Source organism: Nocardia sp. CC201C, from assembly GCF_030010695.1.
GTDB lineage: Bacteria > Actinomycetota > Actinomycetes > Mycobacteriales > Mycobacteriaceae > Nocardia > Nocardia otitidiscaviarum.
The window spans coordinates 1-16455 of the sequence record NZ_JASCXP010000140.1 but is presented as its reverse complement, the minus strand read 5'-3'; the positions used below and the strand labels follow the sequence as shown (position 1 = coordinate 16455).

Genomic DNA, 16455 nt, shown 5'->3' with positions numbered 1-16455 from the left:
GCTGTCGGAGATCGAGAAGGCCACGGACAAAACCGATCTCGCGCGGATCGCCGGTAAGCTCACCACATTCGGCGCACCCGGGCCGATCGGCGTCCGCATCCAGCCCGATCGCAAGGATCCGAGTCGGCACCGGGCCTACCTCGTACAGTCCGGACTCGGCATGCCGGACCGATCCTTCTACCTCGACGTCGAATACGACGCCCAGCGCGGCGCGTACCGCACCTGTCTCGAACGCATCGCCACCGCGGCGGGTATGGCGGCCCCGGCCGAGATCGCCGCTCGCACCCTCGCGTTGGAGACCGAGATCGCCCGCGGCCATGTGGAACTGGTGGAGCTCATCGCGTCGCTGTCCTCCTACCAGCCGTATGCGTGGCGGCAATTGCCGGAACTGGCACCGGGATTCGACTGGGACGCCTGGCTGGCCGGAGTGACCGACGCTCCGGCGGCGTTCGACACGATCGTGGCCGATCAGCCCGGTCACCTCACCGCGATGGCTCGCCTCTGGGCCGCTACCGATCCGGCCACGCTGCGCGACTACCTGCGGCTGCTGGTCGTCACCCGCTACGCGCCCACGCTGTCCACCCCGTTCACCGAGGCCCACTTCGAGTTCTTCGACCGCACTCTGGAAGGCACCCGGCAACCTCGCCAGCCGTGGCGAACCGCTCTGCGAGTGATCCGGGAACGGCTCGGTGACGCCCTCGGCCGCCGGTACGCCGAACGGTATTTCCCGGCCGAATCCCGCGCACTCGTCGAGGAGTTGGTCACCGACCTGCTCAGCGCCTACCGCACCGCGTTGTCGGAGACCACGTGGATGTCCGAGGGCACCCGCAGGGAGGCGCTCGCCAAGGTGGACCGGGTCGTCCCGCTGGTGGGCTACCCGGAGAACTGGCGCGACTACAGTGGCCTCGACTTCCCCGACGGCTCGCTGATCGCTGCCCTGCGCGCCGCCGACGCCTTCGAATTCCGCTGGCAGCTGGCCAAACTCGGCCGACCGGTGGATCGTGCCGAATGGAGTATGCTGACCCCCTCCGACGTGAACGCCAGTTACAGCTGGGAACTGAACCACATCTGCCTCCCGGCGGCCATCCTGCAGCCCCCGTTCTTCGACCCGGACGCCGACGCGGCGGTGAACTACGGCGGCATCGGCATGGTGATCGCCCACGAGATGGGTCACGGATTCGACAGCGGCGGCTCGAAATTCGACGCCGGCGGCAGTCTGCGCGACTGGTGGACCGCGGCGGACAAGGCCGCGTTCGAGGCCAAGACCCGGCTGGTGATCGAGCAGTACGATCCGCTGGTTCCGGCGGGGCTCGCCCCGGAACACCATGTCGACGGGGCGCTCACCGTCATCGAGAATCTGGCCGATCTGCGCGGTATGGCCACGGCGCTGGCCGCCTTCCGACTGGCCGAACGGCGGCGCGGCAATGCGACCCCAGACTACCGTCCGGTCTTTCTCGCCTACGCCCGCATGTGGCGGGCGGCGGCGAGCCCGGAGTACACGGCCACCATGCTCGCCCTCGACTCGCACTCACCCGCCGAATTCCGGGTGAACCAGGTGGTTCGCAATATGCCGGAGTTCTACACCGCGTTCGAGGTGCGGTCGTCGGATCGACTGTATCTGGCGGAGTCGACGCGGGTCGCCATGTGACACTCCGCGGGTGATTGGCCGACCGTGTCGCAGGGGTGGGGGAGAATCGGCACATCACCGCCCGTCGAAAGGATCGTCCGTGCGCAGCCACCCGCCGAGTCCCACCCGCCGCACCCGCGAGTCGGAGGCGTAGGCGACGGTGGCGGTGTTCGACGCGCAGGCGCTCATCGATTCGGGCCGGCGCCGCATCTGCGAAGGATGCGGTTTCCTGGTCGGGACGGATACGCCCCGCTGTCCGCGCTGTGGGCATACGGCCGCCGCCCCGCCGACGTCGGACCAGCCGACGACACCGACCCGGTCGACGACCAGGACCCAGCCGAGGACGAGCGCCCAGCCGACGGGATCGGCCAGCCGGGTGCCCCGCCAGCGTTCCACGGCCGCGCGCAAGCGGGCGGCCCGGTTCGACGCCGCCGTCGGGGACGGCGAAGTCACCGAGTACGGGCTCGGCGGTATGGCCGGGGTGCCGGACCGCACCATATGGATCGTCTCCCACGGTGTTCCGAAGACCCAGGGCTCCATGGTCGCGATCGGCCCCGGTCAGCTCCGGGCCGCCGACAAGGATATGTACGTCTGGCGCGACACCATCGCCGCGGACGCCCTGCTCCGAGTGGGTATCCGCTGGCGGCCCATCGACGCACCGGTCCATATCGACGTGTGCTTCACCCTGCCGTTCCCGCAGCGCTTCGAGGACCAGTCGGAGCGGATCGCCGGACTCGACCCCGAGTGCCCGCCCCGCATCCCCGCCATGCAGACTCCCGACCGCGACAAACTGCTGCGCGCGGTGCAGGACGCGCTCTCCCTGCCGAATCCGGGCAATCGCAGCGAGGCCGAATCCCAGGGCATGGCCAGCCGCTTCAAACTGGTCACCGACGATTCCCGCTTCGTCTACGGCTCGGAGGCGAAAACCTATCCGCGCCCGGGACATACGCATTCATGGGCGCTGGACCGGCCGGGCGCCGTGATCCGGCTGTCCATGATCGACGCCGATGTCGACCCCATGCCCCGGCCCACCCTGCGCGATCCCGGCGCGCTCCCGCCTCGGGTGGCGGCGCTGCACGAGGAGGTCGTGCGCCGCAATCGCCTGTCGAGCCTGGGCGGTTGACCCGGCTACGGGTTGTCGCGGGTCTGCGCTCACCGACCTGATCGAGTCTCAGCGCGGCAGCCACGAGGACGAGCTGCCGCCGGGCACGGACGACCGCTACCAGCCGGGTCGCAGGTGGCTACGTCGGCAGGGGGTCCGGATCTGGCGAGATCGATTCCACCCGATCGCATTCCGCGCGGCGTAGCGGATCGTTCTCGACGCGCTACCTCCTTCTGGGAAACGTAGTATCCTCGTGCGAAACAATAGCCCGGAGGGCGAGATGGCAGGCCGGGTCCCGTGGTCACGGACGCGTGCCGTGACGCCAGCACAGCCAGGAATCGGAATCACTTGTTCAACAGAGATATTCGGCGATTCGCCTGGACGGGGCGGTCCTCCCAACGGCGACACCGGCCACCTTTTCGGGCAGCAGCCGATCCCATGGCCGAAACCGTGTCCCCGGTGGACGCTGCTCCCGTCCCGAACGGCTCCATCGACATCGTCGTATCCGCCGGCCGTCCGTCCCGCATCGTCGATCTGACGAAATCCGCGCCACTGGGATGGTGGCCCGCCATCGCCGTCGGGCTCGTCGCGTTCATCGATCGGTTCGAGATAAATCTGATCGCCGGGGCGCTGCCCGCGATCCAGGCCCACTTCGGGTTCGGTGACACCGCCGCCGGAGCGATACCGACCGCCGCGAGCATCGCGGGCGCCGTGCTCCTGTTGCCCGCTGGGCGACTCGCCGACCGTGCGCCGCGCGTCGCCACCATATCGATCGTCGTCCTCGTGTGGTCGCTGTGTTCCGTCCTGAGCGGCCTGGCGACCACATTCGTACTGTTCTTCCTCGTGCGCGTGCTGATCGGCGCCGCCGGACAGCTCTACAACCCGCCCGCGTCCAGCCTGCTCGCCGACTACTATCCGGCTCGCAGCCGCGGCAAGGCGTACGGGTTCGAGCGCGCTGGCTACTACCTGGGCCTGCCGACCGGCGTCATCCTCGGCGGGGTGCTGGCCGAGGCCCTCGGGTGGCGCATGGTGTTCTTCGTTGCCGCCCTGCCCGGCCTGGTGGTCGCGGCGTTGGTGCTGACCGTCCGGGAACCGTTGCGGGGCTTGGGGGATCGCCTCGACCAGTGTCGCATCGGCGAGTCTGTGACAGCCGGCACGCCCACGCCTTCGGTCTCGCTGCTCCGGGAAGCGCGGGAACTGCTGAGCATCAGGACGCTGGCCGGAGTGATCATCGGCCAAGCCCTGCTCTCGCTCGGAATCGGGGGTGTGTTCTATTGGCTCCCGACACTGCTCGAGCGTACCGAGGGCCTCGGCTACGACACCGCTTCCGGGCTCGCGGGAGCGATCGGCGGTACCGGCATTGTCGTGGGCATCATCGCGGGCAGCAGATTCGGTGACCGCGCCCATGCCGTCCGGCCCGGCCGACGGATCACCGTCGCCACCGTTTTCCTGCTGACCGGCGCCTTCGCCCTCGCGGGCGCTCTACTCACGCCCGGTGTTCCGGCGCGTGCCACCCTGATCGCTCTGGCCTGCGGCGGATTCGCCGGTGCGATCCCCAATCTCACCGCGGTCTCGGCCGATGTGGTCCCCGCCGTCCGCCGTGGCCTGGGATTCGCCCTGCTCACCTTTCTCGTCACCCTCGGTGGCGCACTCGGCCCATTCTTCGTCGGCCTGACCTCCGATCTGGTGAGCGCCGCCGGCTACGGCGGCGAACCGCTCGTCCCCGCCATGCTGGTCCTGGTACCAGCGATCTTCATGTCCGTGCTGGCCCTGCTGCGGATCGGCGACCGCTACGAGCTCGACGCACGCGCCGCCGGTTGAGCAGCCGTCGGTGACCGCGTCCGCGATGCCGACGTCTGCCATGGCCCTCACCAGCAAGCTGGCTTCCATGTACCCGTCGAGTGGCGTTCCGATCGCGCGATACGACCGGTGGCCGGCCCTCGACGCCATCACCGAGTTCGAGGTTGTTCACCACACTCACGATGGTCACCAGGTCAGGCTCATTCCGCTCAATCCGGCGTACCGTTCCTGTCCTCGACCGCCAATGGCTGAGCAGCGGCTATACGAGCTGAAACGGGTCCTTCGGGGCGAGCGCGCGTAGTCGCGGCCCGGGCGGAGACCGGCATGCCTCCTCTGCCGCTCCGCCCGGGCCTGTCCGGCCAGCACGATATGCGGATGCCGGTACTACCCAGCATCGCTGCTATTGCGGCGAAACCCTGTTACCGCCAAGACGATTCGACGCACTCTGTCAGTACCATAACCGTGTGTCCGGCGGGCGGGGTCGTGGAGGCGGGAATCGAACCCGCGCCCGTCCACTTGCTGGTGGGTGTTCTACCAATTGAACTACTCCACGGACAGAAGCAGGATATCGCCGAGTGGTATTGTGCGACAACAGAGTTGCGGGGGATCAGGCGATGTGGAGCACCGCGTCCGTGCCTTCCAGGATGGACTGATCGAGGGGGAAGTAGCCCTGCGGTTGGGTGACGTCGGTGCGGACGCGGGCGGAGGGGAGGTCGCGGGTGGGTAGGAGGCCCCAGGTGGGGAAGCGGTGCTGGAGGAAGCCCTCGAAGGTGTCGGCCGCGGGCTCGTTCAGTTCGATGGCGTCGCTGTGGCCCAGGCTGCCCGCGATGAAGGTGTAGCGGTCGCCGAGGAACTGGGCGGCGATGGCACCGGTGGGGAACCAGGTGACATCCAGTTCGCCCATGGGCATATGCGTCTGCGTGCGCTGCAGGTGACTGTTGTGGGCGAAGACCAGGGTGGGGCCGCGATCGGCTTCGATATCGCGGATCTCGAGCAGGTTCCGCGCCATGAGTACGTCCCGGGTGCTGCTGAGCAGGGAGATCCGGGCCTCGGGCTGGAGTGGGCGGGCGGCTTGGCGGTGGTAGCGGAGCAGTCCTAGCGCGGCGGTGAGGTGGGCTCGGGCGCGCAGCCACCGGGCGCGTGAGGTTTTCGCGATCAGTCCGGGGGAGCGGCCGTACAACTGGCTGAGCATATCGTCACCGATCGCCGCCAGCTGCTGCGCCTCGGCCGTCGCGCCCGGCGATACCGTCGGATCCAAGACCGCCTCCGTGCGGCTCCACCGTTCGTCCTCGCCGAGCAGATCCGCCAGCTCCAGATCGAGTTCCAGGTAGTCCCGGGCGAACTCGAGGTAGCGGCGGGGGCTGGGGGCGCTCATGGTTTCGAGCGGAGCGTCGATGCCGTGGAAGGCCACCCGCTGCTCGGGTGGTCGACCCTCGTTGTACTGGCGCAGCCAGACGACCAACTCGCGATTGGCCTCCAGCTCGCCGAAGCCGTGCGAGATGCCCTCGCGCAGCACCGTATCGAGATCGCCGATGCCCTCCTGGACGAAGTCGTCCACGGCGAAACCGGCGACCCGATCGGATTCCAGTGCGACGGAGCGGAAGCCGCACTCCACCAGTCGGGCGAACAGGTCGTTGCGCAGCCGCGCGAAGGCGGGTTCGAAATGCGTGGGTTCACCCAGGCCCACGAGTTCACATGACGGGGTGAGGAAGTCTCGAATGTCCTGGCTCATGTATTTCGATCGTATCGGTGAAACCTCGGTGGAAACTTGCCCAACGGTTACCCCGTATTCAGCAGGTAAACTCTCAAATCGATGGTCACTCTGCGCCCCGCTGATCTCGCGCGTGAGCACGGCATCTCGACCCAGGCCGTCCGCAACTACGAGCGGGACGGGTTCCTGCCGCCCGCGCGGCGCACTCCCAGCGGCTATCGGGTCTACACCGAGACGCACGCGGCGGCGTTGCGCACCTACCTGGCGCTGATTCCCGCCTTCGGGCACGCGGCGAGCGGGCGAATCATGAACGCGATTCACGACGGCGCGCTCGACGACGCGCTGACGGTCATCGACCGCGGCCACGGACAGTTGCGGCGCGACCGCGAGACGCTGGTGTCGGTGCGGGCGGCGGTCGAGCAACTCACCGCGGCGCCGCGCGAGGCCACGGGGCGGACCGGCACCCGGACCATCGGCGAGCTGGCCCGACTGCTCGGACTCACCCCGGCGACCCTGCGCACCTGGGAGGAGGCGGGCATTCTGGCTCCGGATCGCGAACCGGTCACCGACTATCGGCTGTACCGCCCGGCCGATGTACGCGATGCCGAACTGGCCCATCTGCTCCGGCGCGGCGGATACCCGCTGGCGTCCATCGCGACGGTGGTCCAGCAGATTCGCGCGGCGGGCGGCACGGACCGGCTGGCCGCGGCCCTGGCAGGGTGGCAGCGGCAGCTCACCGCGCGCGGCGTCGCCATGCTCGAGGCGGCCGGGCAGCTCGGAAGCTATCTCCGTACCTCGGGCATCGATACCGGGCCGCACGGCTGAGCGAGGCGGTTACGGTACCAGGGTGATTCGTCGACACCTCCCGTACGGCAGGCGGGCCGCCGCCCTGATCGCCGCGTTCGTCGCGCTAGCCGGAATCGGACTCGTGACGCCCACCGCCGCGGCGGGCGATCCGGTCATGGACTCGCGACAGCTGCTGGCCGATCCGGTCGCGCCGAACGGTTCGCGAATCATGAAGGTGACCTTCACCGACGACCGCACGCTCCGACTGTTCGTGTACTCGGCCGCGATGGAGCAATACTTCCCGGTCGATGTGCGGCGCCCCGCCGACGCCTCGGTGCCGCGACCGACCCTGTATCTGCTCAATGGCGCCGACGGCGGTGAGGGTACGGCGAATTGGCAGACCAAAACCGATATCGTCACCGGCTTCCTCGCCGACAAGAACGTGAACGTGGTGCAGCCGATCGGCGGTGCGTTCACCTACTACACCGACTGGATCGCACCCGACCCGGAGCGCGGAAAGATCAAGTGGCGCACCTTCCTCACCGAGGAGCTGCCCCCGCTCATCGATGCCGCACTGGGCACCAACGGCGTCAATGCCGTTGCCGGACTGTCGACTTCGGGTACCGCCGTGCTCAATCTGCCCATCCACAAGCCCGGCCTGTACCGCGCGGTCGCCGCCTATTCCGGCTGCGCGCAGTCCGCCGACCCGGTCGGACGCGAGTTCGTCAAGCTGGCCGTGGAGGTCTGGGGCGGCGGCGATGTCGAGAATATGTACGGCCCCGTCGGCGCCCCCGCCTGGACCGAGAACGACCCGGTCGTCAACGCCGACGGGCTCCGCGGCCTCGACCTGTACCTGTCCACCGGCAACGGCCTCCCCGGCATCCACGACGTCCTGGACAGCAAATACTCCGCCGGCAGCGGTCCCCGCGTCCTCGCCAACCAACTGCTCGTCGGCGGCGTCATCGAGGGCGCGACCAACTACTGCACCCACAATCTCAAAACCCGCCTGGACGCCCTGAACATCCCCGCCACCTACAACTTCCGGCCCTCCGGCACCCACTCCTGGGGCTATTGGCACGACGACTTCATCGACTCCTGGCCGGTCCTGGCCCGCGGCCTGGGTCTGTAGTCACGACCGGTCGCGAGACGGGGCTTCGGGTGGGCAGGCCCGTGTCTGGGCGCGCCGCAGTGGTCATCGTCGACCCGCGCGGTCGCGGTGGCGATCACACCCCGCCGACGCGGCTCCGCGCGGCGACCCGTCCGCCCATACCGCGCCCGAGTCTCAGATGGCGGCATTCGGTGGCGATGGCGGCCGCCAGGGCCGCGGGTTGGTCGCGGGCCACCAGATGTCCGGCCTGCGGGATCTCGGTCACCGTGGCGTGGGGGGCCGTGTGCCGGAAGCGGGCGATGTCGTCGTCGGACAGCGGGGTGTCGGTGCCCGCGCGGACCAGCCGGAGGGGAAGATCGAGGGTGGCGGTGAGCTGCCGCAGGCGCGGCAATTGGGCGAGGATGTCGTCGACGAGTTCGGTGTAGCCGTCGAGTACACCGGCGTCGGCGAGGAAGCGGCGGGCGCGGGCGGGGTCGATATCGGGGACGACGTCCACCAGCACCAGCCGCGCCACCCGGTCGCGCACCGCCGGATCCGCGAGGGCGGCCAGAGTGGCGAGTCCGCCCAGGGAAGCGCCGACCACCAGGCAGCCCGGCGGCTCGGCGAGCACCATCGCGCCGACATCGCCCGCGCAGGGTGCGAAAGTCTTTCGCTCGCCGCCGGATTCGCCGTGGCCGCGCTGGTCGTAGGCCACGCACCGGAATCCCGCCGCCGAGAGCAGGGTCATGACCGGGGTCCATACCTGTCGCTGCTCACCACCGGCGTGCAGCAGTAGGACGGAAGGTCCGGCACCGATCTCCTCGCCGCGCAGTACGACCGAGTCGGGGCGGGTGAGATGTCGGGAGCGAGAAATGTCTGGGTCGGTCATGGCCGGTCCTCCTACCTTGCGGTGTCAAGGTAGACCGTAGGCGGGTTGCGTTGGCGCGTCAAGGTAAGGTGGCGGCGTGACCGCATCACGTGTACGCCGCGCTCCCGACGAAGCGCGTCGGCTGATCCTGGACGCCGCCGAGCGGCTGCTCGCCGAGGGCGGGGTGGCCGCGGTCCAGGTCCGTGCCGTCGCGGCCGCGGTCGGTATGACCGATGCGGGGGTCAACCACCACTTCGGAAATCGGGACCGGCTACTGGAGGCCCTGCTGCGCCACGGCGGCCGCAAGATCCGGGCCGGACTGCGGCAGGTGCTGGACTCGTGGCTCGACCGCGACGCCGACCTCGGTGAACTGGTCGAGGCCCTGGCGGGTTTCTATCGACAGGGGTACGGGGAACTGGCCGTCGCCCTGCACGCCGCCGGTTGGCGGGATACGGAATCGGGCATGCTCACTCCGGTCGTCGACGCGCTGCACGCGCTGCGACCCGATGCCGCCGACATTCCGATCGACGACACCCGGCTGGCCGTCGCCGCCCTGCATCAGGCACTCGCCACCGAACCACTGTACGGCGCACCGTTCCGCCGCAGCGCCGGTCTCACCGGCCGGGCGGCCGATAGTCCGGAGCGCCAAGTACGCTGGTGGACAGACCATCTCGCCCGGACGCTGGGACTGGATCCGTGCTAGCGCAGGCCTGGCCGGGTGTTGTTCCTGGTGACGATTCGCGTACGCCAGTCCTTTCGCGGCGCGATGACGGCGCGTTCAGCCCCGCGATATCGATGTGGATGGCCGCGTGTCGATGGTGTGCGTGGCCGCGTGTCGAAGGTCCGTGACTGCGCGGGCGATGGTGCGTGACCGCGCGATGACGCTGTTCCCGGCCACGCGGCGGCAGCGTGCTCGGCCGCGCGGCGACAGCACGCTGTGGCGTCGCCGATGCTCCGGCCTGACCGGGAGCGGCGGCGTGCCGATCGACGCGAGCTCGTGGCCGTCGGTGACGCCGCGGTGCCGACCGCGACGCTACCGACGCGCTTCAGGGGACCAGCGGGCGGACCCGGTCGGCGACGAAGCGAATGAAACCCTCCGGATCGGGCTCGTCGGCGGTGGGTTCGACGATGACGCTGGTGGCACCCGCCTCGGACCAGCGGGTGACGGCGTCGGCGACGGCGTGGGCGTCCCCGGCCACACCGATGCCCGCGATGGCATCGCGTCCCTGGGCGCGGAGTTCGGCGGCCACCCGGTCGGCGGCGTTCGGGCCGGTCGCGGCCAGGAGGTACACGACGATCGGGAAGGGTTGGCCGGTCACGGATTCGGGGCGAGCGGCGGCGACGATCCGGCTGGCTTCGCGAATGCCGTCGGCGGGAGTGGAACTGGTGAGGATGACGCCGTCGGCCGCCGCACCGACCAGCCGGAGGGTGCGAGGCCCGGTGGCGGCGGCCAGCATCGGCGGTGCGGCGGCGGGCGGCCAATCCAGGCCGACATCGTCGAGCCGCACGTAGCGACCCTTGACCGTCAATCGGTCACCACGCAGCAGTCCCCGCAGCGCGTCCAGATACTCGCGCAGCAGGGTCAGCGGGGAGGCGGCGCGCGCGCCCACCTGCCCCATCCAGTCCTGTACCCCGTGCCCGACACCCCAGATCCCGCGCCCGGGGAACAGGCGTTCCAGCGTGGCGATCTCCATGGCGGTCACGGCGACATTGCGCAGCGGCACCGGCAGCACGCCGACGCCGACCCGCACCCGCTCCGACCAGGCCAGTGCCGCCGCGGCGGTCGAAATGCCGCCCTCGAGGAAGCAGTCCTCCCACAGCCACAGCTCCTCGAGGCCCGAATCATCCGCTGCCCGAACCGCATTGCGCAGCCGTTCGGGGGGACGCTGGGGCCGGAACACCACGCCGAGACTCGTCATGGTCCCTGCCTACCAGAATCCGGTACTCGCGTCCGGTGGATTCCGGGAGGGCTCAGGCCCGTGCGGGCTCGTGTGCGCGCACGAAGTCCAGGAAGCGGGGGATCACCCGGTCGGGGATCGCCCAGATCATGTCGTGTCCGACGCCGGGGTAGGTCTCGATATCGGCGTCCGGTCGCAGTCGACGGACGTGGTCGGCCGCCCACCCGGGATCGTGCACGACGGTGTCACCGCCGAAGAGGACCAGCAGCGGGGCGGATATCGCGGCGAAGCGCTCCTCGGGCAGCGGACGCGCCCACGGCATCCCCTGCCGAAAGTCGAAGCTCGCCAACAGCATCGCCCACTCCGACTCGGTGAGCCGGGTGCGTGGAGCGATCCACTGGTTGAACGTCTCCATCTTCGCCCGCGTGGGGCGGAATCCGGCGACCATGAAGCGCCACAGCAGTCGCCAGCTCGGCCGCGCGAAGGTGGCCGGAGCCGGTTCCAGCAGGCTCAGACTGGCCACCCGGTCGGGGCGGTGGGCCGTGAGCACGGCTGCCAGCCATCCGCCCAGGGAATAGCCCGCCACATGGACGTGATCGGCTCCGAGTCCGGCGATCGTCTCGGCTGCCCACTCGGCGATCTCGTTTTCGTCGCGCAGCGGAGAGGTCTGCGCGCAGCGCCCGGCCCAGCCCATGACGTCGGGCGTGTACACCGTGCGGTCGTGTGCCAGCTCGGTGATGGACTGGCTCCAGAACAATCCGTTGCCCTGCATCCCGGGGAAGAGGAACAGCGGCGTTCCTTCCCCTGCTCCCGATCGGCGGACACGTGTTGTGCCGAAGGAGGTTTCGACGTCGATATCGGTCCACGGCACCGGCCACGCCGCCGCCACGGCATCGTAGGCGCGCAGATAGGCGGCCCGCGCCGCGTCATCGGTGAACCGTCCGAGCTTGGTCATGATCTCCCCTTACCGCTTGATGATACGAACATATCACGAAAATGGTATGTACGTATCATCAAGCGTGGGGACATCGAAGGGAGTGAGCGCATGACGCAGCCGTGCGTGATCCATCCGGGCGACCCGACGAGTCCGGTAGCGCTGCACGTGCCGCACGCGGGACGCGAGATTCCGCCCGACGTGCGCGCCGGAATCGCCCTGTCCGAGCCGGCCCTCGCGGCCGAACTCGCCGAATCCACCGACACCGCAACCGATTCGATCGCCGCGGCGGCGACCGAGCGGGCGGCGCGGCGGCCGTGGCGGGCGGTGCACCGCTACTCGCGGCTGGTGGTGGATCCGGAGCGCTTCCCCGACGCGAGCGAACCGATGCTGCGGCACGGGCGCGGCGCGGTGTACGAACGCACCTGCGGCGGTGCGGCTTTGCGCACGGATACGGGGCCGACGGCCGATGAACTCCTGGCGCGATACTTCCATCCCTACGCCGCCGCCGTCACCGCCCTGGTGTCCGAGCGGCTGGCGGCCACCGGCGCGGCCGTGGTGATCGACGTGCACTCCTATCCGGCGCGTCCCTCGGCATTCGAGGATGCCGCCCGGCCGCGCCCGCCGATCTGCGTCGGCACCGACGCGACCCACACCCCGCCCTGGCTCGCGGCCGCCGCGCGGCGCGTATTCGGGGCGGCGGGCGCGGTCGAGTTCGACACCCCGTACGCGGGTTGCTATGTCCCGCTGGCCCACTACCGCCGCGACCTCCGGGTCGCCGCCGTCATGATCGAGATCCGTCGCGACCTGTACCTCGACGCGCACGGCGAACCCCGGCCCGCGGCCGTCGTCGATCTTGGTTCGATGCTCGCCGAACTGGCCGACGCCGCCACTGTCTACTCGCTCACGTCGGGCTCACCAACCGGGACCGGGCAGGGTGAGCGTGATTAGGGTGAACAGCGGAGTGTCCGACAAGCGCTAGGAGTTCGTCGTGAGCAGTGCCGCCCGACCCGTGACCGTCACCGTGACCGGTGCCGCCGGACAGATCGCCTACGGTCTGCTGTTCCGGATCGCCTCCGGAGCCATGCTCGGACCGGACACTCCGGTGCGGCTGCGACTGCTCGAGATCCCGGCCGCGGTGGGCTCCCTCGAAGGGGTGGCCATGGAACTCGAGGACGGCGCGTTCCCGCTGCTGTCGTCGATCGACATCTCCGATGACCCGTGGATCGGCTTCGACGGGGCGAATATCGCGCTGCTCGTCGGCGCGCGTCCCCGCACCGCCGGTATGGAACGCGCCGATCTGCTCGCCGCCAACGGTCCGATCTTCACCGATCAGGGCACGGCCATCAATGCCAGTGCGGCCGACGACGTCAAGGTGCTGGTGATCGGAAACCCGGCCAATACCAACGCCTTCATCGCCGCGAGCAACGCACCCGATGTGCCCGCCGCGCGATTCACCGCGCTGACCCGGCTGGACCACAATCGAGCCATCGCCCAGGTGGCGAAGAAGACCGGCGTGCCCGCCGCCGATATCCACCGTATCGCGGTGTGGGGCAACCACTCCGCCACCCAGTATCCGGATATCAGCCACGCCACCGTGGCCGGACGGCCCGCGCCGGAGGTGATCGACGATCGCGCCTGGATCGAACACGACTTCATTCCCACCGTGCAGCAACGGGGTACGGCCATCATCCAGGCGCGCGGCGCGTCGTCGGCGGCGAGTGCGGCCAGCGCCGCCATCGACCACGTCCACGACTGGGTGCTGGGCAGCGCGGCCGGGGACTGGGTGTCGATGGCGGTGCCGTCGGACGGTTCCTACGGGGTGCCGGAAGGGCTGATCAGCTCGTTCCCGGTCACCTGCGCGGACGGCGCGTACACCATCGTCCCCGACCTCGCCATCGACGAATTCTCCCGGGCGCGTATCGATCTCAGCGTGGCCGAGCTGGCGAGCGAGCGCGACGCCGTCATCGAGCTCGGCTTCGCCAAGCGGTCCTGAGCCGGGTGTTCCCGGTCAGCTCAACTTGGCGATCACAGTGTCGCCGTACCACTTCAGCTTGGTGATCTTGTCCGCCAGCGATTCGGTGTCGTGCTCCATGGCATAGGAGTTGCGGAAGCCGACGATCAGATCGGTGATGCCCTTCTCCTCGAGGCGCTTCACCCCGTCGGGGGTGTAACCGTCACGGGAGACGGCATGGATCTCGAACGGGGTGGTCAGGTCGCGCTCGGCGCGCAGTTCTTCGATGCGCGCCAGATACTTGTCCAGATCCTCGGCGCTGCCGCCCGCGTGCATCCAGCCGTCGGACAGGCGCACCGCGCGCTTCAACGCGGCGTCGGAGTGGCCGCCGATCAGAATGGGCAGCGGCTCGGTGGGGGCGGGGGTGAGCTTGATGCGCGGAATGTCGTAGAACTCGCCGTGGTACTCGAAGTACTCGCCGGTGGAGAGGCCGCGCACGATCTCGATGCACTCGTCGAGCCGCTTGCCGCGCTTCTCGAACGGCACGCCCATGATCTGGAAGTCCTCCGGCCACGGGCTGATGCCCACGCCCAGGGCGAAGCGGTTGTTGCTCAGGCGGGCGAGGGAACTCGCCTGCTTGGCCACCAGCACCGGCGGGCGGATGGGCAGCTTCAGTACGAACGGCGTCAGTCGCAGCGTGGTGGTGGCCGCCGCGATGGCGGCCGACAGCACGAAGGTCTCGATGAACGGTTTGCCGTCGAGGAACTCGCGATTGCCGTCCTTGGTGTAGGGATATTTCGAGTCCGACTCCGCGGGGTAGGCGATGCTGTCGGCGACGGTCATGCTGTGGAATCCGGCGGCCTCCGCGGCCTGGGCCAGCGGGATGTAGTAGTCCGGATCGGTCATCGCCTCCGCATAGGTGAAGCGCATCGGGTCGTCCTCTCGACAGTGGGCGGGCGAAAACTAGAACAGATTCTAGTTCTTGCGCTGATGCTAGTCCGGCACCGCGGTGGTCCGCGACCGAACCGGCGATCCGAATCCGGACGGTGGACACGCCCAGGGGCGCATGGTCAGTCGTAGCGGGTGCGCCCGGGGTGCGGCGACCGCGGTCCCGGTGTCCGAGATCGGATCCGCCGGGCATTGCCCGGTGAATCTGCATCCTGTTCTAATCGCAGCCATGACGATCGCCATCACCGGCTCCGCCTCGGGCATCGGCGCGGCCACCGCCGCCGTCCTGCGCGCCGCCGGGCACGACATCATCGGCATCGACCTGGCCGACGCCGACCTCACCGGCGACCTCACCGACGCGGACGTGCGGGCGGGAATCGTCGACCAGGTCCTCGAACGCGGCGGGGGAGCGCTCGACGGACTCGTACTGTGCGCGGGCGTCGGGCCGCAGGTCCCCGACCCGATGCGCATTGTCGAGATCAACTACCGCGGCACCGTCGCCCTGCTCGATGCCCTGCTGCCCGCGCTGCGCCAGGGGGAATCACCCGCGGCCGTGGTCGTGTCGTCGGTGGCGTCGACCCATCTGGCCTGGGCGCAGAACCCCATCGCCACCGGAACCGGGGCGGAGGCGTTCGCCTCCGCCGGGGACTACGCGGGCAGCTACGCCTACGCCGCCTCCAAGAACGCCGTCACCGTCGCGGTCCGCCGCCGCGCCGCCGAGTGGGGCGCGGCCGGGGTGCGGCTCAATGCCGTGGCGCCCGGCAGCGTCGAAACCCCGCTGCTGCAAGCGGGTCTGGACGACCCCCGCTACGGCGAGGCCATCCGCAACTTCACCTCACCCGTCGGCCGCAACGGCCGCCCCGAGGAGATCGCCGACCTGATCGCCTACCTGCTGAGCCCGCGCGCCGGATTCATCCACGGCGCGCAATTCGTCATCGACGGCGGCACCGACGCCCAGGCCCGACCGGAAGCCGTGTGAGCGTTGCCGCTCGGCCGCCGCGAACGTTCCCGCGAGCGGGCCGGTCGGTTGATCCGCTCACGGTCGGCAGGTCCGCGACCACCGGGAAGGACGCGGAGTGGCGCTCGGATCCGATGCGACGTGCCCGGTCGCGAACGGTGAGAGGGTGCGGTGAGCGCTCGTCCGGTCGGCGTTTCCGGGGCGCGGAATTGTCGGGTGGTCGGTCGCCTGGACGCCTCGACACCCGCAGCGACCTCTATGCCCTCGCCGCACGGGTTCGCGCGGTGAAGCAGCCGCGGATAGCGCGGGCGCCATCCGCCCGGGAGGATGGGCGGCCCAGCCGTACGGTGTCTCCGGGTGTGATGTCGTGGAGCTGACCGGGCGGCCTGCCGGTGGTGGAGTCGCTGGTTCCCTCGGGGGTGGGCGGGGCGAGATCGCCGGTGAGTTCGGTTGCGTCGGAGTGATCGGGCTGCGGGGGATCGATCGTGCGGTACCGCGCGTTCGGCTGCGCACCGCCTACCCGGGCCGGGCGGCCGGGACCGCCGCTCACCGGGTGGGATCTGCCGCCCTGCTGCGGTGGGTCAGGATGTGGCGTCGTGGTCGCCGGAACCGTCCGCGGTGGCGGTGTCGCCGATGACTTCGGGGCTGGCCGGGCCGAGATTGCCGGTGAGTTCGGCTTCGCCGGAGTGGTTGTGGTGGGGTTGGACGGTGCGGGTGTGGTTGTCGTCGGTGCCACGCTGGCCCGCCGCGCCGCCGTAGGGCGCGCCCATGTAGCCACCCGG

15 protein-coding genes, 1 tRNA gene and 1 pseudogene are annotated in these 16455 nt (G+C 69.7%); 9 read left to right on the top strand and 8 right to left on the bottom strand.

Translation table 11 applies throughout. The features are described from left to right. The coding region (locus QK444_RS16665) for a M13 family metallopeptidase (protein WP_282781324.1) at positions 1 to 1648 on the top strand (1648 nt) is incomplete at its 5' end. A gap of 54 nt (positions 1649 to 1702) precedes the next feature. On the opposite strand, the gene QK444_RS16660 is transcribed toward QK444_RS16665, so the two are convergent. After that, on the bottom strand, positions 1703 to 2023 hold the full coding sequence (locus QK444_RS16660) for a hypothetical protein (protein WP_282781323.1): 321 nt from the start codon (positions 2021 to 2023) through the stop codon (positions 1703 to 1705). On the opposite strand from QK444_RS16660, the gene QK444_RS16655 reads away from it, so the two are divergent. Together QK444_RS16655 and QK444_RS16650 are read left to right on the top strand one after the other, a co-directional pair. Then, positions 2004 to 2750: a hypothetical protein gene (locus tag QK444_RS16655; RefSeq protein ID WP_282781321.1), complete on the top strand. Its 747-nt coding sequence runs from the start codon at positions 2004 to 2006 to the stop codon at positions 2748 to 2750. The two genes, QK444_RS16660 and QK444_RS16655, sit on opposite strands and share 20 nt — an antisense overlap. A 417-nt stretch (positions 2751 to 3167) precedes the next feature. After that, positions 3168 to 4550, top strand: coding sequence for an MFS transporter (locus tag QK444_RS16650; protein WP_282781319.1), 1383 nt, complete (start codon positions 3168 to 3170; stop codon positions 4548 to 4550). A gap of 460 nt (positions 4551 to 5010) precedes the next feature. Here QK444_RS16650 and QK444_RS16645 read toward each other — a convergent pair. Both QK444_RS16645 and QK444_RS16640 read right to left on the bottom strand, forming a co-directional pair. Beyond that, a tRNA-OTHER gene (locus QK444_RS16645) sits at positions 5011 to 5082 on the bottom strand. A gap of 54 nt (positions 5083 to 5136) precedes the next feature. After that, complete coding sequence (locus QK444_RS16640) at positions 5137 to 6261, bottom strand: erythromycin esterase family protein (RefSeq protein ID WP_282781318.1); 1125 nt, start codon at positions 6259 to 6261, stop codon at positions 5137 to 5139. Positions 6262 to 6342: 81 nt separating this feature from the next. Here QK444_RS16640 and QK444_RS16635 point away from each other — a divergent pair, with 81 nt between their 5' ends. Continuing rightward, a complete protein-coding gene (locus QK444_RS16635) occupies positions 6343 to 7065 on the top strand; it encodes a TioE family transcriptional regulator (protein ID WP_282781316.1) in 723 nt (240 codons plus the stop codon). Positions 7066 to 7201: 136 nt separating this feature from the next. Beyond that, positions 7202 to 8155 carry an alpha/beta hydrolase family protein gene (locus QK444_RS16630; RefSeq protein WP_282781326.1) on the top strand — a complete coding sequence of 318 codons (954 nt, stop codon included), beginning with the start codon at positions 7202 to 7204 and terminating at the stop codon, positions 8153 to 8155. A gap of 94 nt (positions 8156 to 8249) precedes the next feature. On the opposite strand, the gene QK444_RS16625 is transcribed toward QK444_RS16630, so the two are convergent. After that, entirely contained in the window at positions 8250 to 9002 is a 753-nt protein-coding gene (locus tag QK444_RS16625) for an alpha/beta fold hydrolase (protein ID WP_282781314.1), read from the bottom strand. A gap of 76 nt (positions 9003 to 9078) precedes the next feature. On the opposite strand from QK444_RS16625, the gene QK444_RS16620 reads away from it, so the two are divergent. Next, the gene (locus QK444_RS16620) at positions 9079 to 9684 is read left to right on the top strand and encodes a TetR/AcrR family transcriptional regulator (protein ID WP_282781312.1); all 606 of its coding nucleotides are present in this window, start codon (positions 9079 to 9081) and stop codon (positions 9682 to 9684) included. 343 nt (positions 9685 to 10027) lie between these two features. Here QK444_RS16620 and QK444_RS16615 read toward each other — a convergent pair whose 3' ends face one another. Next, positions 10028 to 10900: an LLM class flavin-dependent oxidoreductase gene (locus tag QK444_RS16615; protein ID WP_282781310.1), complete on the bottom strand. Its 873-nt coding sequence runs from the start codon at positions 10898 to 10900 to the stop codon at positions 10028 to 10030. A gap of 52 nt (positions 10901 to 10952) precedes the next feature. Continuing rightward, positions 10953 to 11834 (bottom strand): alpha/beta hydrolase, encoded by an 882-nt coding sequence (locus QK444_RS16610; protein ID WP_282781308.1) that lies wholly within the window; start codon positions 11832 to 11834, stop codon positions 10953 to 10955. Positions 11835 to 11924: 90 nt separating this feature from the next. On the opposite strand from QK444_RS16610, the gene QK444_RS16605 reads away from it, so the two are divergent. Together QK444_RS16605 and QK444_RS16600 are read left to right on the top strand one after the other, a co-directional pair. Then, positions 11925 to 12764, top strand: coding sequence for an N-formylglutamate amidohydrolase (locus tag QK444_RS16605; RefSeq protein ID WP_282781306.1), 840 nt, complete (start codon positions 11925 to 11927; stop codon positions 12762 to 12764). A gap of 40 nt (positions 12765 to 12804) precedes the next feature. Further along, positions 12805 to 13809, top strand: a complete 1005-nt coding sequence (locus tag QK444_RS16600) for a malate dehydrogenase (protein WP_282781304.1) — start codon at positions 12805 to 12807, stop codon at positions 13807 to 13809. A 15-nt stretch (positions 13810 to 13824) separates the two neighbouring features. Here the strand turns inward: QK444_RS16600 and QK444_RS16595 are convergent, their stop codons facing one another. Then, a complete protein-coding gene (locus QK444_RS16595; protein WP_282781302.1) occupies positions 13825 to 14697 on the bottom strand; it encodes a TIGR03619 family F420-dependent LLM class oxidoreductase in 873 nt (290 codons plus the stop codon). A gap of 247 nt (positions 14698 to 14944) precedes the next feature. On the opposite strand from QK444_RS16595, the gene QK444_RS16590 reads away from it, so the two are divergent. Beyond that, positions 14945 to 15694, top strand: a complete 750-nt coding sequence (locus QK444_RS16590; protein ID WP_282781300.1) for an SDR family oxidoreductase — start codon at positions 14945 to 14947, stop codon at positions 15692 to 15694. Between the two features lie 560 nt (positions 15695 to 16254). Here QK444_RS16590 and QK444_RS16585 read toward each other — a convergent pair. Continuing rightward, positions 16255 to 16455 (bottom strand): annotated as a pseudogene (locus tag QK444_RS16585) (hypothetical protein); the annotation flags it as partial.